General features: G+C 72.3%; 19 protein-coding genes and 1 pseudogene. 10 read left to right on the plus strand and 10 right to left on the minus strand.

Annotated elements, in window-relative coordinates; genetic code table 11:
- The 5 genes and pseudogenes from EFE23_RS29000 to dnaA form a co-directional block, all read right to left on the minus strand.
- Positions 1-212, minus strand: a pseudogene (locus EFE23_RS29000) (hypothetical protein); the annotation flags it as partial.
- Positions 202-1,335 (minus strand): DNA replication/repair protein RecF, encoded by a 1,134-nt coding sequence (gene recF / locus EFE23_RS18280; RefSeq protein WP_123242155.1) that lies wholly within the window; start codon positions 1,333-1,335, stop codon positions 202-204. The gene recF and the pseudogene EFE23_RS29000, both read right to left, overlap by 11 nt.
- A 16-nt stretch (positions 1,336-1,351) precedes the next feature.
- Positions 1,352-2,224: a phosphogluconate dehydrogenase (NAD(+)-dependent, decarboxylating) gene (gene gnd / locus EFE23_RS18285; protein WP_123242156.1), complete on the minus strand. Its 873-nt coding sequence runs from the start codon at positions 2,222-2,224 to the stop codon at positions 1,352-1,354.
- Between the two features lie 40 nt (positions 2,225-2,264).
- A complete protein-coding gene (dnaN, locus tag EFE23_RS18290) occupies positions 2,265-3,398 on the minus strand; it encodes a DNA polymerase III subunit beta (RefSeq protein ID WP_123242157.1) in 1,134 nt (377 codons plus the stop codon).
- A 775-nt stretch (positions 3,399-4,173) separates the two neighbouring features.
- A complete protein-coding gene (gene dnaA, locus EFE23_RS18295; RefSeq protein WP_123242158.1) occupies positions 4,174-6,000 on the minus strand; it encodes a chromosomal replication initiator protein DnaA in 1,827 nt (608 codons plus the stop codon).
- 629 nt (positions 6,001-6,629) lie between these two features.
- On the opposite strand from dnaA, the gene rpmH reads away from it, so the two are divergent.
- The 9 genes from rpmH (at position 6,630) to EFE23_RS18340 (ending at position 15,751) form a co-directional block, all read left to right on the plus strand.
- Positions 6,630-6,767, plus strand: a complete 138-nt coding sequence (gene rpmH / locus EFE23_RS18300) for a 50S ribosomal protein L34 (RefSeq protein ID WP_074478258.1) — start codon at positions 6,630-6,632, stop codon at positions 6,765-6,767.
- A 34-nt stretch (positions 6,768-6,801) separates the two neighbouring features.
- Positions 6,802-7,215 (plus strand): ribonuclease P protein component, encoded by a 414-nt coding sequence (rnpA, locus tag EFE23_RS18305; RefSeq protein WP_123242159.1) that lies wholly within the window; start codon positions 6,802-6,804, stop codon positions 7,213-7,215.
- A gap of 44 nt (positions 7,216-7,259) precedes the next feature.
- Positions 7,260-7,499, plus strand: coding sequence for a membrane protein insertion efficiency factor YidD (gene yidD / locus EFE23_RS18310; protein WP_199737128.1), 240 nt, complete (start codon positions 7,260-7,262; stop codon positions 7,497-7,499).
- The gene (yidC, locus tag EFE23_RS18315) at positions 7,500-8,480 is read left to right on the plus strand and encodes a membrane protein insertase YidC (RefSeq protein ID WP_123242161.1); all 981 of its coding nucleotides are present in this window, start codon (positions 7,500-7,502) and stop codon (positions 8,478-8,480) included.
- A gap of 266 nt (positions 8,481-8,746) precedes the next feature.
- Complete coding sequence (locus EFE23_RS18320; RefSeq protein WP_373684023.1) at positions 8,747-9,265, plus strand: Jag family protein; 519 nt, start codon at positions 8,747-8,749, stop codon at positions 9,263-9,265.
- Positions 9,266-9,554: 289 nt separating this feature from the next.
- Positions 9,555-10,334, plus strand: coding sequence for a 16S rRNA (guanine(527)-N(7))-methyltransferase RsmG (rsmG, locus tag EFE23_RS18325; RefSeq protein WP_199737129.1), 780 nt, complete (start codon positions 9,555-9,557; stop codon positions 10,332-10,334).
- Positions 10,335-10,582: 248 nt separating this feature from the next.
- A complete protein-coding gene (locus tag EFE23_RS29455) occupies positions 10,583-11,938 on the plus strand; it encodes an AAA family ATPase (RefSeq protein WP_123242164.1) in 1,356 nt (451 codons plus the stop codon).
- Between the two features lie 27 nt (positions 11,939-11,965).
- Positions 11,966-12,991, plus strand: a complete 1,026-nt coding sequence (locus EFE23_RS18335; protein WP_123242165.1) for a ParB/RepB/Spo0J family partition protein — start codon at positions 11,966-11,968, stop codon at positions 12,989-12,991.
- 1,902 nt (positions 12,992-14,893) lie between these two features.
- The gene (locus EFE23_RS18340) at positions 14,894-15,751 is read left to right on the plus strand and encodes a hypothetical protein (protein ID WP_309226227.1); all 858 of its coding nucleotides are present in this window, start codon (positions 14,894-14,896) and stop codon (positions 15,749-15,751) included.
- Here the strand turns inward: EFE23_RS18340 and EFE23_RS18345 are convergent.
- Both EFE23_RS18345 and EFE23_RS18350 read right to left on the minus strand, forming a co-directional pair.
- Complete coding sequence (locus EFE23_RS18345) at positions 15,748-16,746, minus strand: D-alanine--D-alanine ligase family protein (RefSeq protein WP_123242166.1); 999 nt, start codon at positions 16,744-16,746, stop codon at positions 15,748-15,750. The genes EFE23_RS18340 and EFE23_RS18345 overlap by 4 nt on opposite strands.
- 7 nt (positions 16,747-16,753) lie before the next feature.
- Positions 16,754-18,067, minus strand: a complete 1,314-nt coding sequence (locus tag EFE23_RS18350) for an aminotransferase-like domain-containing protein (protein WP_123242167.1) — start codon at positions 18,065-18,067, stop codon at positions 16,754-16,756.
- A gap of 289 nt (positions 18,068-18,356) precedes the next feature.
- Here EFE23_RS18350 and EFE23_RS18355 point away from each other — a divergent pair, with 289 nt between their 5' ends.
- Positions 18,357-19,025: a GNAT family protein gene (locus EFE23_RS18355; RefSeq protein ID WP_123242168.1), complete on the plus strand. Its 669-nt coding sequence runs from the start codon at positions 18,357-18,359 to the stop codon at positions 19,023-19,025.
- A gap of 8 nt (positions 19,026-19,033) precedes the next feature.
- On the opposite strand, the gene EFE23_RS18360 is transcribed toward EFE23_RS18355, so the two are convergent.
- From EFE23_RS18360 to trxB, 3 genes are all read right to left on the minus strand, one after another.
- On the minus strand, positions 19,034-20,194 hold the full coding sequence (locus tag EFE23_RS18360; protein WP_123242169.1) for an N-acetylmuramoyl-L-alanine amidase: 1,161 nt from the start codon (positions 20,192-20,194) through the stop codon (positions 19,034-19,036).
- Positions 20,195-20,361: 167 nt separating this feature from the next.
- Positions 20,362-20,685 carry a thioredoxin gene (gene trxA / locus EFE23_RS18365; protein WP_123242170.1) on the minus strand — a complete coding sequence of 108 codons (324 nt, stop codon included), beginning with the start codon at positions 20,683-20,685 and terminating at the stop codon, positions 20,362-20,364.
- 37 nt (positions 20,686-20,722) lie between these two features.
- Positions 20,723-21,676 (minus strand): thioredoxin-disulfide reductase, encoded by a 954-nt coding sequence (gene trxB / locus EFE23_RS18370; protein ID WP_123242171.1) that lies wholly within the window; start codon positions 21,674-21,676, stop codon positions 20,723-20,725.
- Positions 21,677-21,825: the final 149 nt, after the last annotated feature.

Genomic DNA, 21,825 nt, shown 5'->3' on the forward strand with positions numbered 1-21,825 from the left:
GCGCCATCCGGATCGCCGGCCTCGTCCGAGGCCCGCCGGCGTCCCCGACCGGCCGTCGCGGCGTCACCCCGAGGCCGGTCGGAGGTGCCCGCGGCGCGGTCGCCCCGGGCCCTGCGCGCCGCGCCGTCGGCCACCTCCGACCCCTCGGGGGTACGCGCACCGCGTCCCGGCCCCAGCCGGGCGGGCGGGAGCTGGAACTCGTCATCCGACACGGCGTACCGTCCCCTCGCCCACCGCGTACCGGGCGCCGCGCAGGGCGGCCGGCACGTCGTCGTCGACCGCGCAGGTCACCAGGAGCTGGGCGGCCCCGCCGACCAGCTCGGCCAGGCGTTCCCGGCGGCCGGCGTCCAGCTCGGCGAAGACGTCGTCGAGCACCAGCACCGGCTCTATCCCGTCGGCGCGCAGCAGGTCGTACCCGGCCAACCGCAGCGCGAGCGCGTACGACCAGGACTCGCCGTGGCTGGCGTACCCCTTGGCGGGGAGCGGGCCGAGGGTGAGCGCGAGGTCGTCACGGTGCGGGCCGACCAGGGTGGTGCCGCGTTCGATCTCCGCCGACCGCTGCTCGGCCAGCGCGGCGGTCAACGCGTCGGCCAGCACCGCCCGGTCGGTGGTCGGCTCGGGCAGCTCCACCGACGGCCGGTACGCGATGCCCGCCGCGCCGCGGCCCGCCGCCACCGCGTCGTACGCCTTGGCCACGTGCGGGGCGAGCGCGGCGACCAGCTCCAGCCGGCCGGCGAGCAGTTCCGCCCCGTGGCGCGCCAGGTGGGTGTCCCAGACCGCGAGGGTGGACAGGTCCCCGCCCCGGTTGCCGCCCGTCTTGCGGGCCAGGTACGCCGTACGCAGCAGGGCGTTGCGTTGCTTGACCACCCGGTCGTAGTCGGCGCGCACGCCGGCGTAGCGGGGCTGGCGGGTGACCAGCAGGTCGTCGAGGTAGCGGCGGCGCTCGGCCGGGTCACCGCGGACCAGCTCGAGGTCCTCCGGGGCGAAGAGCACCAGCCGCAGCGCGCCCAGCACGTCCCGGGCGCGGCGGGCCGGCGAGCGGCCCAGCCGGGCCCGGTTGGCCTTGCCGGGGACGATCTCCAGCTCGACGAGGAGTTCCCGGCCCTCGTGCACCACCGCACAGCGGATCACCGCCGAGGAGGCGCCCATCCGGACCAGCGGGGCGTCCGTGGCGACCCGGTGCGAGTCCAGGGTCGCCACATAGCCCAGCGCCTCGACGAGGTTGGTCTTGCCGACGCCGTTCGCGCCGGTCAGCACGTTGGGGCCGGGCTCCAGGTCGACGCCGACCCGCTCGTACGAGCGGAAGTCGACCAGTTCGAGCCGGCGGACGTACACAGGCTGTGGATACCGGTCAGCGCTTGTGGACGGCGTGCCCGCCGAACTGCTGGCGCAGCGCGGCGACGGCCTTCATCGCCGGCGAGTCGTCCTGGCGCGACGCGAACCGGGCGAAGAGGGAGGCGGTGATCACGTTCAGCGGCACGGCGAGCCGGACCGCCTCGTCGACGGTCCACCGGCCCTCGCCGGTGTCCTCGGTGTAGCCGCTCAGCTCGGACAGGTCCGGATCCTCGTCCAGCGCACGGTCGAGCAGGTCGAGCAGCCAGGACCGGACCACGGTGCCCTCGCGCCAGGACTTGAAGACGCCCGGCACGTTGGTCACCAGCTCGGACTTGGCGAGCAGCTCGTAGCCCTCGGCGTAGGCGTGCATCAGGCCGTACTCGATGCCGTTGTGCACCATCTTGGCGTAGTGGCCGGCGCCGACCGGGCCGGCGTGCACGAAGCCGAACTCACCCTCGGGCTTGAGCGCGTCGAAGACCGGCATGAGCCGCTCGACGTGCTCCCGGGCGCCGCCGACCATCAGCGCGTAGCCGTTCTGTCGGCCCCAGACGCCGCCCGACACGCCCACGTCGACGTATCCGATGCCCTGCTCGTTCAGCCGCTCGGCGCGCGGGGCGTCGTCGCTGAACCGGGAGTTGCCACCGTCGATGATGATGTCGCCCTCGCCGAGCACGCCGGCGAGCTCGTCGATCGTGGCGTCGGTGACCCCGGCCGGCACCATCACCCAGACCGCGCGGGGCGACTCCAGCTTCTCGGCCAGCTCCGCGAGGCTCGCGACGTCGCTCAGCTCCGCGTTGCGGTCGTAGCCGACCACCTCGTGCCCGGCGGCGCGCAACCGCTCACGCATGTTGCCGCCCATCCGGCCGAGTCCTACCAGGCCGAGCTGCATCTGCTGCTACCTCCGTACGTCTGGGTCTTGCTGGCCGCGATCAGCGGGACACGCGAATCGGCATGATGAGGTACCGGTACCCCGGGATGACCTCGCCATCCTCGCCGGCGGGGGAAATCACCGCGGGCTTGAAGGCGTCGACGAACGCCAGCTGCGCGTACTGGGCACCCAGGTTGGCGAGGCCGTCGATCAGGTACTGCGGGTTGAAGCCGATGGTCAGCGGGTCGCCGCTGAAGGTGGCCTCCATGGCCTCGCTGGCCCGGGCCTCCTCGGTGCCGCCGGCCTCGACGACCAGCCCGTCCGCGCTGAAGCTCAGCAGCACCGGGGTGGTGCGCTCGGCGACGAGGGCGACGCGCTTGACGACCTCGATCAGGGTGCTGACCGGGACCCGGGCCTCGGCATTGTGGTTGGCCGGGAAGAGCGAGCGGACCGGCGGGTAGTTGGCCCCGTCCAGCAGTCGGCTCGTGGTCCGCCGGGTGCCGCCGGAGAAGCCGATCATGCCCTCGCCGGCGCCGCCCTGGGAGAGCGCCATGGTCACCTGGCCGCCGAGCGGGCCGAGGGCCTTGGCGGTGTCGTGCAGCGTCCGGGCGGGCACCAGCGCGTTGAGGCTGATCTCCGGGTCGTCCGGGTTCCACTCCATCTCGCGCAGGGCGAGTCGGTAGCGGTCGGTGGCGAGCATTGCCAGGGTGCTGCCGGAGAGCTCGATCCGTACGCCGGTCATCATCGGCAGCGTCTCGTCCCGGCCGGCCGCGACGGCCACCTGGGCCACGGCGGCGGCGAACGCGGCGGCGTCGACCGTGCCGGCGCTCTCCGGCATCTCCGGCAGGGCCGGGTAGTCCTCCACCGGCATGGTCGGCAGGGTGAAGCGGGCGCTGCCGCAGACCAGCTCCAGGTGGGCGCCGACGGCGGCGATGTCCACCGGCTTGGCCGGGAGCGCCTTGGTGATCTCGGCGAGCAGGCGGCCGGAGACGAGGGCGGCACCGTCGGCGTCTCCCTGGACCTCGACCGTGACCTGGCTGGAGACCTCGTAGTCGAAGCCGGAGACCTGCAGGTTGCTGTCGGTGACCCGGAGCATCACACCGGCCAGCACCGGTACGGAGGGTCGGTTGGGCAGGCTCTTGGCGGTCCAGGCGACCGCCTCGGCGAGCGCGTCGCGCTCCACTCGGAACTTCATCAATGCCTCCGCGTCGACGTCAGCGACAACTCTCTCATGCCGACCGCTGCCACCCGTCCCGCCCGACCGTGCGGGTACCCATCGCACCTTAGGGCGCGCGGGCATCGGCTGTGCGCCCGACCCCATGGATCCAGGTGCCGGAGCGACGGTCGACGGGAGTGCTCCGGCCCGATCCACAGGAAGTCCAACGGTGATGATTGGTTTTTGTTGTTTAGAAGAGATAACTCATCGTCTTCATCGCACCTGTGCAAACTGTGGAGAACCGGCGTCGGCGCAGGTCAGACAGGTTATCCACCGGTGGTTTGGCTGTGGAGAACCGGGGGTAAAACCCGTGTTCCGGTCCACAGCCGGGCGCTGACCCCAGGTTGTCCACGGTTGTCCACCGGTTGTCCACCGCTAATCCACCGGGTTTCTCCCCAGCGTTGTGGACGGGCCGGCCGGCGTCGAGCCGCGTCGTCCCCAGAACCTTCAACAGGCAACCCACAGGCCGACCGTCGTCGGTGGACAACCGGCCCGTCGTCCCCAGGCGTCCACAGCGTCGTCCCCAGGAGTTGTCCACAGTCTGTGGGTAACCGGGTCCGGACCGAGCGTGGTTTTCCACCGCCTGTGACACAGGGGATGTGGACAACCGGGTCGTGGTGTGGATGAACACGACCCCGATCGTGGGCCCTCCACCGGGTCGAGGGTCAAGCTCCGCCCGTCCCCAGGCACGAAAAAGCCCGGCCGGTGGTCCGGCCGGGCCCGCGTCGACGGGTACGGAGCTGAAAACGTTGGCTCAGGTGGTCTGCTTGATCCGGTTGGTCAGCTCGGCGATCTGGTTGTAGAGCGAGCGGCGCTCGGCCATCTGCTGGCGGATCTTCCGGTCGGCGTGCATCACCGTGGTGTGGTCCCGGCCGCCGAACGCCTGCCCGATCCGGGGCAGCGACAGGTCGGTCAACTCCCGGCACAGGTACATGGCCACCTGGCGGGCGTTGACCAGGACCCGGGACCGGGAGTGCCCGCGCAGGTCCTCCAGGCTCACTCCGAAGTAGTCGGCGGTGGAGACCATGATCTGGTCGGCGGTGATCTCCGGGCCGGCGCCGTCCGGGATGAAGTCCCGCAGCACCTCCTCGGCCAGCGACAGCTCCACCGACGAACGGGTCAGGCTGGCGAACGCGGTGACCCGGATCAGCGCGCCCTCCAGCTCCCGGATCGAGTTCGACACCCGGGAGGCGATGAACTCCAGCACGTCCGGCGGGGCGAACAGCCGCTCCTGGGCCGCCTTCTTCTGCAGGATCGCGATCCGGGTCTCCAGGTCCGGCGGCTGGATGTCGGCGAGCAGGCCCCACTCGAACCGGGTCCGCAGTCGGTCCTCCAGCGTCGCCAGCTGCTTCGGCGAGCGGTCGGAGGTGATCACGATCTGCTTGTTGGCGTTGTGCAGCGTGTTGAAGGTGTGGAAGAACTCCTCCTGGGTCCGCTCCCGGTTCTCCAGGAACTGGATGTCGTCGATCAGGAGGATGTCGACGTCCCGGTAGCGGCGCTGGAAGGCGCTGGTCTTGTCGTCCCGCAGGGAGTTGATGAAGTCGTTGGTGAACTCCTCGGTCGAGACGTACCGGACCGAGCGGGCGTTCCCCAGCGTCGTGGCGTAGTGCCCGATGGCGTGCAGCAGGTGGGTCTTGCCCAGCCCGGAGCTGCCGTAGATGAAGAGCGGGTTGTAGGCCTTGGCCGGCGACTCGGCCACCGCGACGCTCGCCGCGTGCGCGAAGCGGTTCGAGGAGCCGATGACGAACGTCTCGAACATGTACTTCGGGTTGAGCCGGTTGCCGCCGGTCTCCGCTCCACCGGGCAGGCGCCGGTCGGCCGACGCGCCGGAGCGGTGATCCGCGCCACCACGCCCGGGGCCGGAGTCGGTGCCGCCGTCGCGGGGCAGGCCGCGCAGCGGGGGGGCGTCCGCCGGGCCGGCGCTCTCGCGGTAGCGCGGTGGCTCGTAGCCGCGGCCGTCGGGGGCGGACCCGTCGAGCCGCGCCGGCTCGTCGAACGGGCGGCGCTCGGGGGCGGCCCGCAGCGGCTCGGCGAAGGCGGCGCTGAACAGGTCGTCCTGGCCGTCCCGGCTGGCCGGGATGAGCTGCGGGCGGCCGCCGTCGGCGGTGCGCTGCCGGGGGGCGGGCTCCTCGACGGGCGGCTCCGGACGCGGCTCGGCGTACCCGGGCGCCTCCGGCCGGGTCGGGAACTCCAGCTCGGGGAAGCCGGGTGCCGGGCCGGTCTGGTCGAAGCCGGCCAGCAGGTCCTGGGGGCCGTCGGGCTGGGCGGGCGGCTCGGGCGCGCTCCGGTAGACGGTGCCGGCGGGGCGGCCCGCCGGGTCCTCGGCGACCCGTACGGTCACGGCCACCTGGATGGGCCGGCCGAGCAGCCGGCTCAGGGCCTCGGTGATCGCCGGACGGAGCCGCGACTCGATCACGTCGCGGGTGAAGGCGTCCGGTACGGAGAGCAGGGCGGTGTCCTCGACGATCGCCCGGAGCCGGGTGAGTCGGAGGTACGCCCGCTGCTGCGCGGAGATGATCTCGTCGGCGAGCTCGTCGGTCGTCGCCGTCCATACCGCGGCAAGGTCGGTCGCTCCGGTCACCGTCGTGCCACCCCCCTCGCCTCTGCTCACGCCCGCCCGGACGGCTGACCGGTCGTCATCCACAAGTTATCCACAGCCTGTGTGTACCGACCGATTGTGGCCGCCCACCGGACGCGGGTCGGACCTGCCCCCCTGGTTCCCGGAGGCGTTGAAGCGGGTTCAACGTGCCGAACGATTCACTACCTTGTCCGGTCTTGCCTGTCAGCGACAACCGACACTCCAGCTCGGCGCGGCTGACGCCGCGCGGCGACCTGGAGCCGTCGTCCCGAACCCCCGACGCTGACCGCAATCGGGCACGCTAACAGCGCGGACCCCGCGCCATCAACCGTCGACACCGGGGCAGCCTTGTCAACATCAGTGAAAACCGCCCCTTCGGTCGTGCTCCGGGGCCGATCGGCGCCCGCGGTGTGATGTTTGACGGTCATTGCCCCCCTGCGTAGGCTGGAGCGGCTGCTCTCTCGCCCTCTGCTAGGGTGATGGGTGCTTGCTGTCCGCGGTCGCTTCCCCGCATCGCCGAGGACCCGCGTCGTCGGGCAGCACCGATCGGAGGCCACCGCGGAGGTGGCCTGGACCACCACACGACCCCGGGCGATCCCCCGCGCGGGGCGTACGACAACGGAGAGCCTGACGTGAGCAAGCGCACCTACCAGCCGAACAACCGCCGGCGCGCGAAGACCCACGGCTTCCGGCTGCGCATGCGCACCCGTGCCGGCCGCGCCATCATCTCGACCCGTCGCGCCAAGGGCCGCACCCGCCTGTCGGCCTGAGGCCGACCGGTCCGGTCCGGGGACGTGGGCAGTCGTGCTGGCCGCCGCGCAACGACTGCGGCGCAGTAGCGACTTCGCCGCAGCGGTCCGGGGTGGCCGACGCGTCGGACGTGGCGCCGTCGTGGTCCACCTGACCCTCCCCGAGCAGACGGGACATCCCGCGACAACCTCGCCGGAGCCGGCGCGGAACAGCGGTGCGGAGACCCCCGCGCCGAGCCGCGCCGGCTTCGTCGTGTCCAAGGCGGTCGGCAACGCCGTGGTCCGTAACAAGGTCCGCCGCCGCCTCCGCCATCTGGCCCGCGAGCGCCTCGCCGACCTGCCCGGCGGGAGCACCCTCGTGGTGCGCGCCCTGCCGCCGGCCGCCGAGGCGTCGTACGCCCGGCTCGGGGCCGACCTGGACGCCGCCCTCGCCGCCGCGCGGTCTCCCCGGGGTCGGCGGTCCCGGTGAACGGTGGGACCGCCGCGTCGCGGCCGACTACAACCGGTGCCCGCATGCTGCTGGCGCCCATCATCGCGTACCGTCGGTGGATAAGTCCGGCACTGCCGGCCCGCTGCCGGTTCTACCCGTCGTGCAGTGCCTACGCCGTCGAGGCGGTGTCCCGGCACGGTGCGCTGCGGGGAGGCTGGCTGACGGTCCGGCGGCTGTCGCGCTGCCACCCCTTCCACCCAGGTGGACACGACCCGGTGCCGGAGCCGGGCGACCGCCGCCGTGCCGACGTGACTGGAGCCTGAGTGTTTAGTCTCGACTGGATCTACTACGCGATCTCGTGGATCCTGCTGACCTGGCACTCGGCCTGGGACGCCATCGGAGTTCCGGTCGAGGCCGTGATCGGTACGAACTGGTCCTGGATCCTCGCCATCATCTTCCTGGTGGTCACGGTCCGGGTGATCCTCTTCCCGGTCTTCGTCAAGCAGATCAAGTCGCAGCGGGCGATGCAGGCGCTCCAGCCCAAGGTCAAGGAGCTGCAGGAGAAGCACAAGGGTGACCGGGAGACGCTCCAGAAGGAGATGATGGAGCTCTACCGGAAGGAAAAGGCCAACCCGCTGATGGGCTGCCTTCCGATGTTCCTCCAGATCCCGGTCTTCCTCGGCCTGTTCCACACGCTCAAGCGGCTCAACCCGGGCAACACCCAGAAGACCCTGTACGGCTGGACGGTCGACCAGTTCAACAGCGCCTCGAACGCCAAGCTCTTCACCGCCCCGATCTCCGGGCGGTTCGGCTCCACGGCCGACGAGCTGGCCCGGCTGGGGGCGAACACGAACACCGTGAAGATCGTCGCCGGCGTCCTGGTCCTCATCATGATCGCCACCACGTACCTGACCAGCCGGCAGATGATCCTGAAGACCGGTTGGGCGGAGGACCCGCAGCAGCGCATGGTCCAGCGGCTGATGCTCTACGGCATCCCGGTCTCGCTGCTGGTCTCCGGCTCGATCTTCCCGATCGGTGTGATCATCTACTGGGTCACCAACAACCTCTTCACGCTCGGCCAGCAGCAGTGGGTGCTGCGCAAGTTCCCGCCGCTGGTGCCCCAGAAGACCGGTACCGCGGCGCGGAACGGCCAGCCGGTCGCCAAGAGCAGCGGGTTGCTCGGCCGCAAGACCGCCCAGCCGGCGGCGAAGGCCCCGGCGGCCGCCCCGAAGGTGGCCGGCCCGAAGCCCGGCGCCAAGCCGGTCAACCCGAAGAAGGGTCGCCCCGCCAAGCGGCAGGGCTGAGCAACCGGGCCGCCGCCGGGTTCCCGGTGGCGGCCCGATCCGGCCCCCGAGCTGCCGCCGTACGGCCGGCGCCGGGCCGGAACCGCCGCGCGGAGCGCGGTCACGGGCGAAACTGGCCCGTACAGACGTGCCCGAGGGCACCGGCGAAACCTCCCGCCGGCCTCGGGAGACCAGCGGACCCGACGGTCCGGCCGAGCGAGTACGGAGATGACACCGTGACCGACACCAGCATCCCCAGCGCCGACTCCTCCCTGGACGAGGAGAGCGTGCCGGCCGCAACGGACGAGGCCGAGGAGACCCGGGCCGAGAAGAAGGCCCCGGCCGAGAGCGACCTGTTCCGGCAGAGCGAGATCGCGGCCGACTACGTCGAGGGCCTGCTCGACATCCTCGACTACGACGGCGACATCGACGAGCTGGTCTCCGGCGGCCGTCCGGTCGTCGAGGTGGTCGGCGGCCGCCTGCAGAGCCTGATCGGTCAGCGCGGCGCCACCCTGGAGGCGCTGCAGGAGCTGGCCCGGCTGGCGGTGTTCCGGCAGACCGGTTCCCCGAGCCGCCTGCTGCTCGACGTCGGGGGCTACCGTGCCGCCCGGCGCAAGGAACTCGCCGCCGTCGCCCGCAACGCCGTGGAGAAGGTCAAGGAGTACGGCGAGCCGGTGCGCCTGGAGCCGATGTCCGCGTTCGAGCGCAAGTGCGTGCACGACGTGGTGAACGCGATGAGCGGTGTGGAGAGCGAGTCCGAGGGCGTCGAGCCGAACCGCCGTATCGTCGTCCGGCCGGCGGACTGACGGGGTGACCCACGACGGGACGACGGCGGGTGCCGGCTCCGGCCCGGGCGGTACGCCGCCCGGGCCGTCGCCTGTGCAGCCGGACCCCACCGTCGACCCGGTCTTCTCCGCCGAGGACTCCGCCCCCATGGCGGACCAATCGGTCTCCAGCCCGCCGTCGACCCCGGCCGACCCGGCTTTCTCCGGTCAGCCGGTCACTCCGGCCGCGACGCCGGTCGCCCCGGTGGGCGCCGTCGATCCGGTATTCGCCGAACCGACCACCCCCGCCCCCACGGCCGCACCGTCCATCATGGACGACGGTGATCCCGGGCCGGGTGAGCCGCCCGCCCCGTCCGACGTCACTTTGCCGCCGGAACTGGCGGGAGCCGCGCGTACCCTCTTCGGCGACCGGCTCGACCTGGCTGCCGGGTACGCCGAACTGCTGGCGACGGAGGGTGTCGTCCGGGGGCTGATCGGCCCCCGCGAGACGCCGCGGATCTGGGAGCGACACCTGCTCAACTGTGCGGCGATGGCCGAGCGGATCCCCGAGGGCGCGAGCGTCATCGACGTCGGTTCCGGTGCCGGACTGCCCGGCCTGGTGCTGGCGATCGCCCGGCCCGACCTCACCGTCACGCTGGTCGAGCCGTTGGCCCGGCGTACCGCCTTTTTGGTCGAGGCGGTGGAGCAGCTCGGACTGACCCGGGCCGTCCGGGTGTTCCGTGGCCGGGCGGAGGAGGCGGCCGCCGGTACGCGCGACACGCCGCCGCTCAGCGCCGACATCGTGACCGCCCGTGCGGTGGCCGCGCTCGATCGGCTCGCCGCCTGGTGCCTGCCGCTGGCGGTGGCCGGCGGCCGGCTGGTCGCGCTCAAGGGCGCCTCGGCGGCCGAGGAGATCGCCGAACACGGCGCGGCCGTGGCCCGGCTCGGCGGCGGCGAGCCGGAACTGCACCGCTGCGGGGTGGGTGTGATCGACCCGCCGGCTACGGTGGTCGAGGTGGTGCGGGAGCGGGTGATCGGCCCGGCCCGGAAGAAGGGACCGAAGCGCTCACGAGGCGGACGCCGCCGCGGCGGCCGCGACCGCGATCGCTGACCCGGTAAGGCTTTCCGGAGGCCGATCGGGTCGTTGTCCCGGGTGCGGGAGAGCGGATCGATCGGAACCCGACGTGGACCGGCTACGCCCGTCCGCCGTAGGCTGACCGCGCGTCGATAGTGTGGAACGGCGGTGCCGGGCGGCACCCGAACCCGACCGTTCCCGCCGGGCCGTGACGCCGCGCCGCGAGCGCGAGGGCCTGATTTGACGGGTGCGGACCGACCATCCGGAGCGGGCAGGGATGACAGGTGCATGACGACGGCAGGTACGACGACCCACGGGTGACCGGGCCAGCAGGACGACCCTCGGCGGCCGATCCCGTTTCACGTGAAACCGACTACCAGGGTTGGCCGGTGAGGGGTGACTCCCTTGGCCCGTCCACCCGCCCGCCGGAGGGTGATCCGGCCGCGCGCCGGGACGTGCCCGGCCGGCCGACCTCCTCCGTGCCGGCGAACGTCCCGCTGTCACGCGAGCCGCACGACCCGACGGACGGGCCGGCGAACGCGCCCGCCGCGCGGCCGGCACCGGTGCGCGGCAACGCGGCCGTCCCCGGTCGCTACGAACCGCAGCCTCCGGTGTCTGGAGTGCCGCACCAGTCCAGCCCCCAGGCGGCCGCGGACGTGGTCACCGGGGTGGTGGTTCCGTCCGACACGCCACCGGCCACCGGCTACGAGGCAGAAGCCGCCGGCACCACGTACGTTTCACGTGAAACCCCGACGCGCGAAGAGGATGACCCACCGTTGGCTATGGAGGCTATGCGCGCCGTGCAGATCCTGAATCCCAGCGGCGAGGTCACCATGCCTCGCCCCGACCGGACCCGGGTGATGTGCGTCGCCAACCAGAAGGGCGGCGTGGGTAAGACCACGACCACGGTGAACCTGGCGGTGGCGCTCGCCCTGCACGGCAACCGGGTCCTGGTGGTCGACCTCGACCCGCAGGGCAACGCCTCCACCGGGTTGAACGTCCCGCACCACACCGGCGTCCCGGACGTGTACGACTGCCTGATCGACAGCGTGCCGCTGGAGGACGTGGCGCAGGCGGTCGAGGGCATCCCGAACCTGTGGTGCGTCCCGGCCACCATCGACCTGGCCGGCGCGGAGATCGAGCTGGTCTCGGTGGTCGCCCGTGAGTCCCGGCTGGCGCGTGCGATCACCGCCTACCCGGGGCACTTCGACTACGTCTTCATCGACTGCCCGCCGTCGCTCGGTCTGTTGACCGTCAACGCGCTCGTCGCCGCGCAGGAGGTGCTGATCCCGATCCAGTGCGAGTACTACGCGCTGGAGGGTCTCAACCAGCTGATCAACAACATCAACCTGGTTCGGCAGCACCTCAACCCGCGGCTCGAGGTCTCCACCATCCTGCTCACCATGTACGACCGGCGAACCCGGCTGGCCGACGCCGTGGAGCAGGACGTCCGGAACCACTTCGGCGACAAGGTGCTCCAGGCGGTCATCCCCCGGAACGTGCGGGTCTCTGAGGCGCCGAGCTACGGCCAGTCGGTCATGACCTACGATCCCGGTTCGCGGGGGGCGACGAGCTACTTCGAGGCCGCCCAGGAGATCGCCGAGCGGGGCGTCAAGGAGCCGGTGAGCCGGAATGCGTAGTGCGAGGAAGTCGCTGGGAGGCGTCGCATGAAGAACCGTCCTCGCGGCGGTCTGGGCCGGGGGCTCGGTGCCCTCATCCCCACCGGGCCCGTGCCGGGCAGTGCCCCGGCGACCGCCGAGTCCGAGAGCGGTGCGGCGACGACCGCCCCGGCCGTGCCGGTGGCCGGCGCGGCTGCCGCCATCGGGGCGCCGGCCCCGGCAGCGGAGCCTGAGCCACAGCTGAGCCCGGTGCCGGGCGCGCGGTTCGCCGAGATTCCGGTCGACTCCATCGTGCCCAACCCGAAGCAGCCCCGGCAGGTCTTCGACGAGGAGGCGCTGGAGGAACTGAAGACCTCGATCCAGGAGGTCGGCTTCCTCCAGCCGATCGTCGTGCGCCAGCTCGACGGCGAGAAGTACGAACTCGTCATGGGCGAGCGGCGCTGGCGGGCGGCCCAGGCGGTGGGCCGGGAGTCCATCCCCGCGATCGTCCGGGACACCAGGGACGACGCGATGCTCCGCGACGCGCTGCTGGAGAACATCCACCGGGCGAACCTCAACCCGTTGGAAGAGGCGGCCGCCTATCAGCAGCTGCTGGAGGAGTTCGGTGCCACCCACGAGGAACTGGCCCGGCGGATCGGCCGCAGCCGGCCACAGATCTCCAACACCATCCGCCTGATGAACCTGCCGGCCCAGGTGCAGCGCCGGGTTGCCGCCGGAGTGCTCTCCGCCGGCCATGCCCGGGCGTTGCTCAGCCTGGACGACGCCGAGGCGCAGGAGCAGCTCGCCAAGCGGATCGTGGCCGAGGGCATCTCGGTACGCGCCACCGAGGAGCTGGTGGCTCTCGCGCTGGCCGACGGCCCCGCCAAGGCCCCGGCGGCGAAGCGGCGGCCGAAGCCGCACGCACCGGCGTTGTCGGACCTGGCGGACCGGCTCTCGGACCGGTTCGACACCCGGGTGAAGGTGGACATCGGCAGGAGCAAGGGCAAGATCACCATCGAGTTCGCCACGGTGGACGACCTTGAGCGGATCGTGGGCATCATCGGCGTTGGCCAGGAGGACCAGCCCGAGCAGTGACCCGCGCCGCCGACCAACGGCCGCGTCACCCGTCGGGTGACGCGGCCGGGTCGTTTCCGGGGCCGGTTCGGCGGGGAGCGTGCCATCGGCGCCCGGCAGGCGCTCCTGGGGCCTTCTCCAGCCCGTTCCACGGCAGGGCCAGCCTTTCGGGGACCCGCTTCCCCCGTCGTGCGCTCTACGGTGCCATGAGAGGGCGGGACAGCCCCTCGGACGCTCGCGCCCGGCTCGCTGCGAGGGGCGTGCCGGCGCAGCAGGTGTTCCGGCGGCCGGTCGCGTTCCGCTGAGAAGAGCGGCGTCGCGGCGGCGGGGAACTGGGAGCGCCACTCGGCCGAGCCCGCCGACCGAGCGGGCAGGCCGTTTCACGTGAAACACCGCTGCCGGCCGCCCGGGCCTAGCGTGCGGAGGACGGCTGTCGAACCGGGCCCTGGCCCGGGGGCATCGGCTCAGGCGCGACAAGGCCGAAGGAAGGCGTGCCGGCGTACGCGTCGCACGCCGCGCCGGCGGGCGTGTGGTTTCACGTGAAACGGCTGCCACCCGGCCGGTCAAGGTCTTCGTGCCCGCCGAGGCGGTCAGGGTGCGCTGCGTCTGGTTCGATCGTGCCCGCCCGGCGGACGGCCGCCCTCGGTTGAGGCGGGTGCCAGTGCCAAGGCGATTCTGACGCGGCTGTTGGTGGGCACCTCGCCCGCCGGCGCGGGCGAGGTGCCCCGCAGGTTCTGCTCGTACTTCGCGAGGCCGGTGTCCTCGGTAAGCGCCGCAAGGTGCCCGTCCGGAAAGCCCGTGCGTCCGGCCGAGGCGGAAGGGTCGAAGAGGCGACAGGCGTAGGGGGCTGGCGACAGTTGGCCGTCCCGGGCGACGGCGTGTGCCACAGGCGGTGGCCCGGATGCCGGCGCGGTGTCGTCCGGCCCACCCTGGACGGCGGGGTGCACCGGCGAGCCGACAGCCGCGCCCCGCCGTGCCCTCCGCGTGCCGCGCCCTCCCCGCGCTGCCCGTCCGCGCCGGCCGTGCCCGCCGGGCATCGCGCCCGCCGGGCATCGCACCGTGCTCTCCGCAGCGGCCGTGCCCTCCGCGCCGGCCCTGCCGTCCGCGCCGCCGTGCCCTCCGCGCCGCCGTGCCCTCCGCGCCAGCCGTGCTCTCCGCACCGGCCGTGCTCCTCCGCGCCGCCGTGCCCTCCGTACCGGCCGCGCCCTCCGCGCCGCGCCGTCGGTTTCGCGGTGCCAGCCGGGATCGACCCGCTGGGCCTGGCCCAGGTCGACTCTCTCTCGCGTGTGGCCGTTGTCGGGCGACCCGCCGCTCGGATCGAGCGATGTGCGGCATGTCGAGTGGATGAGGCCAGTGGCCAAACACGGGCCGGCTCGCGAGGCGGACCATCAGTCCCGACGGTCCCCAGGCGATCGGCGAGAGGCGTGGGAGCGGACGGGATGCGAGGCGGTTGCCGGCACATCTCGTTTCACGTGAAACGTAGCGCGGACGCTCGCAGACGTCGCCATCCCGGTCCGTCGTCGGGGGCTACGACGTCCTGAGACGGAATCGACGGCGGGTGGCACCGAGGCCGTGACGAGATCGGTAACGCCGCTCCGAGGCCGGTTGCCGATCGATGGCTCGGTCGTTGAGAAGGAAGGGCGCGACCGGGGGACAACCAGTCCGGATGACGGTCGACGTTATCCACAGTTGTTTTCCACAGGCCATCCTCGTTTCACGTGAAACAGCGCGGCGAAAGCCTTGCTGAGCTGTGGATGACGCGGTGTGGTGGTGATCTCGGCAGCCTGTGGACAACCCGGTGGACAACCGTCGGCGGTCGGGTGCGGGGTTGGCCGGCGAACCGGTGACCGCCGATGGAATCAGGTAGGGACAGGCGTCGCGGACTCGGTTAGGGTCAGCGTCGTGCAGGACACCCCTCCCTCAGTGCCGGACTTCACCCAGTGGCCCTCCTTCCCATTCGAGGGCGACCTTCGCGTCAAGCAGCTCGACGACCCGGTGCCGGTCGAACCTCCCCGCCGGGGGGAGGGAAACCGGGAGTGCACCGCGTGCAACGCGCCCGATGAGGCGTACATCTGGGTGGGCGAGCGGTGGCGGGTGCGCGCCATGGACCGCCCCACCGGCCTGCCGATGGTGCTGATCCTCGAGTCCCGTTCGCACCTTGATCTCGGCGACCTGCCGAACCTGCTCGCCGCCGAGCTGGGCGTGATGACCGTCCGGCTGGAACGCGCCATCCGGTCCCTGGACGGGGTCGCCCGGGTGCACGTGAACCGCTGGGGCGACGGCTCCGCGCACCTGCACATGTGGTTCCTGGCGCGGCCGTACGGGCGGCTCCAACTGCGGGGCACCTTCCTGTCCCTGTGGGACTCGATCCTGCCGCCCATCTCCGAGGCGCAGTGGCGGGAGAATCTGGCCCTGGTCGCCGCCTGGCTGGCCGAGTTCGGCGGTCGGCCACTGGCCGAGCCGCCGCGGATCCAGTGGCAGGCCCCGTCGAGCCTGGCCGAGTCTCGGGCCGAGAGCACGGAGTCGGTCGCCGAGGACGAGGCCGCCTCGGTGATCGAGGCGGCCGAGGAGATCCCGGAGCCGACGGAAGCCCCGGGGCCGACGGCCGCCCCGGTCCCGGAAGGGACCCACCCGCCGACGGACGGTCCGAAGCCGGAAGCGACGCCGAAGTCGACGGACGCCCCGCAGTCGGAGGCGGCGCCGGAGTCGACGGACGTCCCGGAATCGGAGGAGAGTCTGGGAACGGGCGAGCCGAAGTCCGAACAGCCCCAGGCCGGCTAGGGGCGCCGGGCGGCGGCTCGGGTCACCAGCGAGCCGAGCACCCGGCCGAAGTCCAGCCCGGCCGCCTGAACGGCCAGCGGCAGCAGCGACGTCTCGGTCATCCCCGGGGAGACGTTGACCTCCAGGACGTGCGGCTGCCCGTCGGCGTCGACGATCAGGTCCACCCGGGACAGGTCGCGCAGGCCCAGCGCGGCGTGCGCCGCGAGCGCCACTTCCGCAACCCGCTCGGTCGTCCCCGCGTCGAGCCGGGCCGGCGCGTGCCAGGTGGTGCGGCCGGCGGTGTAGCGGGCGGCGTAGTCGTAGACCCCGTTGCGGGGCACGATCTCGACCGGGGGCAGGGCCTGCGGGCCCTCGCCGAGGTCGACCACCGAGACCGCCACGTCCATGCCGGGCACGTACCGCTCGACCAACGCCGTCTGGTCGTACGCGAAACAGCCGACCATGGCGGCCGGCAGCGACCCGGCCTCCCGGACCACGGCGGCGCCCAGCCCGGAGCCACCCTGCGCCGGCTTCACCATGAGCGGCAGGCCGAGCCGGTCGGCGATCCGGTCCAGTACGGCCACGGCGCCCAGCTCGGAGAAGCGGTCGTGCGGCAGGGCCACCCAGTCCGGGGTGGGGATGCCGGCCTCCCGCAGCACCGCCTTCGCCGAGGGCTTGTCCCAGGCCAGTCGGGAGGCGCGCGCGTCGCAGCCGACGTACGGCACGTCGCAGAGGTCGAGCACTCCGCGCAGTGAGCCGTCCTCGCCGGTGGCGCCGTGCAGGGCGATCACCACGGCGTCCGGCGGGTCGGCGGTGAGCGCCGGCAGCAGGGCCACATCCGCGTCCCGCAGCTCGGCGTCCATGCCGACCGCCCGCAGCGCGTCGAGCACCCGGCGGCCGGATCGCAGCGAGACGTCACGCTCGTAGGAGAGCCCGCCGGCGAGCACCAGGACGTGCAGCTCGTCGGAGGCGGCGGTGTCGGTCACGGAAGCGCGGGCGGCAGGGCTGACGGCCATGCGGGAATCATGCCAAGTCGGGACCGGGCGCGTCCGAGCCGCCCTGCCGACGCCGCGGCCCGGAGCCGCCGACCGCGCCGAAGACCTTGCGCATGGCGATCTCCTGCTCCATCACGCCGGAGAGCCGGCGGACGCCCTCCCGGATCCGCTCCGGCGAGGGGAAGGAGAAGTTGAGCCGCATGTTGCCGCTGCCCGTGCCGTCGGCGTAAAAGCCGGTGCCCGGCACGTACGCGACCCGGGCGGCGATGGCGCGGGGCATCATCGCCTTGGAGTCCAGGCCGTCGGGCAGGGTCGCCCAGACGAAGAGGCCGCCGGCCGGCGTGGTCCAGGTGGTGCCCGCGGGCATCAGGTCCGCCAGCGCGGTGAGCATCGCGTCCCGGCGTTCCCGGTAGACCTCGCGGTAGACCTTGAGCTGCTGCCGCCAGGGCATCGTGCCGAGGTAGGTCGAGACGGCGGCCTGCGCGTAGCCGCTGGGGCAGAGGATCTGTGCCTCGCTGGCGATGACCAGCTTGTCGCGGACCGCGTGCGGGGCGAGGATCCAGCCCACCCGCAGGCCCGGGGCGAACGTCTTGGAGAAGGTGCTCAGGTAGAAGACCCCGTCGCGCCGCCGGGCCCGCAGCGGCGCCGGCGCGTCGCCCTCGAAGCCGAGCTGACCGTACGGGTCGTCCTCGACCACCAGCAGGCCGGCGCGTTCGCAGATGTCGAGCACCCGCTCCCGCCGCTCCTCGCTGAGCGTCACGCCGGTCGGGTTCTGGTAGGTGGGGATGGTGTAGAGGAACTTCACCCGCCGTCCGGCGCGGGACAGGTCGGCGATGGCCGCCTCCAGTGCCTCCGGGATGAGCCCCTCGGCGTCCATCGGCACGTGGGCCACCTGGGCCTGGGCGGCCTGGAACACCCCGAGTGCGCCGACGTACGTCGGCCCCTCGGCGAGCACCACGTCGCCCGGGTCCAGGAACAGCCGGGCCACCAGGTCGAGCGCCTGCTGCCCGCCGACGGTGACCACCACGTCCTCCGGGGAGGCGCCGCAGGAGGCGTCGATCCCGGAGAGGGCCATCACCTCGCAGATCCGCTCGCGCAGCTCCAGCGTGCCCTGGCCGATGCCGTACTGGAGGGTGGTCGCGCCGTGCTCGGCGCCGAGCCGGCCGAGCATCTCGCCGACCGCGTCCAGCGGCAGCGCCGCGATGTACGGCGCCCCACCGGCGAGCGAGACCACCTCCGGCCGGCTGGCCACCGCGAAGAGCGCCCGGATCTCGGAGGCGGTCATCCCCCGGACCCGGCGGGCGTACCGGTCGGTGTAGTCGTCGAGCGTCGTGCCGGTCATGACATCACCTCGATCGGGTGTCGGCGGGGCTGCCGCCCGGTGTGGTACCCGCGATGCCGACATCCATGGCGGCGCGCGACGGCCGGTTGGTCGATCGTAGTCCCCATCGGCCAGGGGCGGACCCCGCCGTGTGGTTACGTCCACATCCCGGACCGGGCCGTCCCCGGCTCGGGTGGGCGTTTGTGCGTCCTCTCCCGTACCGTCGGGCGGGGGCGTACGATCGCTCGTCGGGGGCAGAAAGAGGCACGAATGTGGCTTCCGCCCCGAGCCTACTGGTGGGGATGCGCCGATGTCGCGACGTCTGGTCAGTCTGACCCTCGACACCCTCGAGGACCTGCCCCGACCCTGCCGTGAGTGCGTCTACTGGGAGCTGGACCCGGTTTCCGCCGACCGGGCCTGCGCCGCGGGCGACCCCGGGCTGGAGAAGGAGGCATGGGTCTCCCAGACCCTGCTGGAATGGGGTTCCTGCGGCAAGCTCGTGTACGTCGACGGGATGCCGGCCGGTTTCGTGATGTACGCCCCGCCCGCGTACGTCCCGCGCTCGATGGCCTTTCCCACCTCGCCGGTCTCCGCGGACGCCGCGCTGCTGATGAACGCGACCGTGGTGCCCGCCTTCGCCGGTGGCGGCCTGGGCCGGATGCTGGTGCAGGGTGTGGCCCGGGATCTCACCAAGCGCGGCATCAAGGCGATCGAGGCGTTCGGCGACGCCAAGTTCGGGGACGGGGCGGAGGACGACCCGACCCGGGCCTGCGTCGCGCCGGCGGACTTCTTCCTCTCGGTGGGCTTCAAGACCGTCCGCCCGCATCCCCGCTACCCTCGCCTGCGGCTGGAGCTGCGCACAGCGCTGAGTTGGAAGTCCGACGTCGAGTACGCGTTGGAGAAGCTGCTCGGCTCGATGAGCCCGGAGACGCTGCTCCGCCCGGTCCGCCCGGCCCCGGCCACCCGCTCCACGAGCTGACCGGCGGCTCAGTCCACCACCGTGCCGGCGGCGACGATCGCCCGCAGCTCGCTCACGTCGATCGAGCCGGTCGGGACGTCCCGCTCGATGGGGAAGTACATCCGCTGCACGGCGGCGACGATCGCCTCGACGACCCGGTCCCGGAACCGCGGGTCGACGAGCCGGCCCCGGTCCGCCGGTGAGGTCAGGTAGCCCACCTCGACCCGGACCGCCGGCATCTTCGTCAGCCGCAGCAGCTCCCACGCCTTGGCGTGGGTACGGCAGTCGCGCAGCCCGGTCCGCGCCACGATCTCCCGCTGCACCAGCCCGGCCAGCCGCTCCCCGGTGGCCGAGGTGACGCCGTTGTCGGTGCCGTAGTGGTAGGTGGCCACCCCGTCGGCGGCCGGGTTGGCGTGCCCGTCGGTGTGCAGCGAGATGAAGACGTCCGCACCGAGGGAGTTGGCCAGTTGGGCCCGGTCGCCGTCCGGCAGGCAGGCGCCCGGCGTCGGACCGCGGGTGAGGTGCACCCGTACCCCGGCCGCGGCGAGCCGCCCCTCCAGCCGGCTGGCCAGGTCGTACACGATGTCGGCCTCGGTCCACCGCAGCGGTCCGTCGGGCACCACCTCGCCCGGGTCGGTGCCGCCGTGTCCCGGGTCGATCACCACGGTCCGGCCGACCAGCGTGGGACCGGCCTGGCGGATCGCGTCGGACTCGCGCAGCCACTGCGGGCGGCCGCCGACCACCTTCCGGCCGAGGCGGCGCAGGGTGTTCATGGTGTGCGGGCCGCATGTCCCGTCCGGCTTGAGCCCCATCTCCCGCTGGAACTGGGCCACGGCGCGGGAGGTGCGGATCCCGTAGATGGCGTCGGCCCGACCGGCGTCGTACCCCATCTCGAGGAGGCGTTCCTGGAGCGTGCGGACGTCCTCGCCGATCAGCGGCTCGGGCACCGCGTGGTAGAGGGTACGGGCGCCGAGGCGCCACCGGGCCGCGTCCAGCGCCCGCCAGGTCTCCGCCCCGACCCGCCCGTCCACGCTCAGGCCACGGGACTGCTGGAACGCCCGAACGGCCCGCTCGGTCGGGGCGTCGAACTCGTCGCCCCCGTCGCCGGCGGGAAGCAGGTCCAGGCCGGTGAGGACGGTACGGATCTCGGCCACCGCGGGTCCCCGGTCACCGGGTCGGATCGGACGCACGACGACCCCCTCTGCACGGATGCTGGCTGGCCGGAGACTCCGACGGACGCTTACGGAGCGTACCGTGATCGGTTACCAGAAGGCTTCATGTTCGGCCAGGTCAGGGAAGCCGGAACCCCCGCCACCCGAGGTGGGCGACGGGGGTTCCGGAGGTGTCGGGCGTCGGCTCAGAGCGCCGACTGGATGAGCCGGACCAGCTCACCCTTCGGCTTCGCGCCGGCGATGGACTGCACCGGCTCACCGTTCTTGAAGATGGTGAGGGTCGGCACGGACATCACCCGGTAGGTGCGCGCGGTCTCAGGGTTCTCGTCGATGTTGAGCTTGACGATGCTGACCTGGTCGCCCATCTCGCCGGCGATCTCCTCCAGCAGCGGCGAGACCTTGCGGCACGGCCCGCACCACTCCGCCCAGAAGTCGACCAGAACCGGCTTGTCCGACTTCAGCACATCACTCGCGAAGCTCGCGTCGGTGACCGCCTTGGTTGCTCCCACTATGAACCCCTCCTCCGGGAACTTCTCTGAAAATATTTCAGCTTTGCAGGGTGGCGATGAAGCGCTCGGCGTCCAGCGCGGCGGCACAGCCCGTACCGGCGGCGGTGATCGCCTGCCGGTAGGTGTGGTCGACCACGTCACCGGCCGCGAAGACACCCGGGATGCTGGTCCGGGTGCTCGGCGCCTGCACCTTCACGTACCCCTCGTCGTCGAGTTCCACCTGGTCGCGGAAGAGCTCACTGCGCGGGTCGTGACCGATCGCCACGAAGACGCCGGTCACGTCGAGCACCTTGCTCTCGCCCGTGTGCACGTTGCGGACCCGGACCCCGCTGACCTTGCCGTCCTCGCCGAGGATCTCCTCGATGACGGTGTTCCACTCGACCTTGATCTTGTCGTTGCCCAGCGCCCGCTCGGCCATGATCTTGCTGGCCCGGAACGCGTCCCGGCGGTGGATGATCGTGACCGACTCGGCGAACCGGGTGAGGAAGCTGGCCTCCTCCATCGCCGAGTCGCCGCCGCCGACCACCACGATGTGCTGGTTGCGGAAGAAGAAGCCGTCGCAGGTGGCGCAGGACGACACGCCGTGGCCCAGGTACTCCTGCTCGCCCGGCACGCCCAGCGGACGCCAGGCCGACCCGGTGGAGAGGATGACCGCCTTCGCCCGGTACGCGGTCCCGCCGACCCAGACGGTGCTGACCGCGTCGGAGCCGACCTCGCCGGTGTCCCGCAGCTCGACCCGGGTCACGTCGTCGGTAAGGAACTCGGCACCGAACCGCTCGGCCTGCTTGCGCATGTTGTCCATCAGCTCGGGGCCGAGAATGCCGTCCGCGAAACCGGGAAAGTTCTCCACCTCGGTGGTGGTCATCAGCGCGCCACCGGACTGCACGCCCTCGATCACGAGCGGCTTGAGGTTGGCGCGCGCGGCGTAGACCGCCGCCGTGTAACCGGCCGGCCCGGAGCCGATGATGATCAGGTTGCGGACCTCGTCCACTGCCATCTCCCGATGTGTGTGTTCGTCATCTGCTCCGGCTGATCTGCCGCCGGGACGATGTCGATCCCGAGTGCCGACGGACCTGGCGGCGCCGGCGCCTGACTTGCAGAACGTCATCGTACGAAGTGGGGATTCCCGAGCCGGTCACC

The organism is Micromonospora solifontis, assembly GCF_003725545.1.
In the GTDB taxonomy this organism is placed as follows: domain Bacteria; phylum Actinomycetota; class Actinomycetes; order Mycobacteriales; family Micromonosporaceae; genus Micromonospora; species Micromonospora solifontis.

What these genes read in the sequence shown, in the direction of transcription:
- EFE23_RS18345 (WP_123242166.1), bottom strand. Translation starts at nt 16,746, where the DNA reads ATGGCCGTCAGCCCTGCCGCCCGCGCTTCCGTGACCGACACCGCCGCC.
- gnd (WP_123242156.1), bottom strand. Translation starts at nt 2,224, where the DNA reads ATGCAGCTCGGCCTGGTAGGACTCGGCCGGATGGGCGGCAACATGCGT.
- yidD (WP_199737128.1), top strand. Translation starts at nt 7,260, where the DNA reads ATGCTGCTGGCGCCCATCATCGCGTACCGTCGGTGGATAAGTCCGGCA.
- EFE23_RS18335 (WP_123242165.1), top strand. Translation starts at nt 11,966, where the DNA reads ATGAAGAACCGTCCTCGCGGCGGTCTGGGCCGGGGGCTCGGTGCCCTC.
- EFE23_RS18355 (WP_123242168.1), top strand. Translation starts at nt 18,357, where the DNA reads ATGTCGCGACGTCTGGTCAGTCTGACCCTCGACACCCTCGAGGACCTG.
- EFE23_RS18350 (WP_123242167.1), bottom strand. Translation starts at nt 18,067, where the DNA reads ATGACCGGCACGACGCTCGACGACTACACCGACCGGTACGCCCGCCGG.
- rsmG (WP_199737129.1), top strand. Translation starts at nt 9,555, where the DNA reads ATGGACGACGGTGATCCCGGGCCGGGTGAGCCGCCCGCCCCGTCCGAC.
- dnaN (WP_123242157.1), bottom strand. Translation starts at nt 3,398, where the DNA reads ATGAAGTTCCGAGTGGAGCGCGACGCGCTCGCCGAGGCGGTCGCCTGG.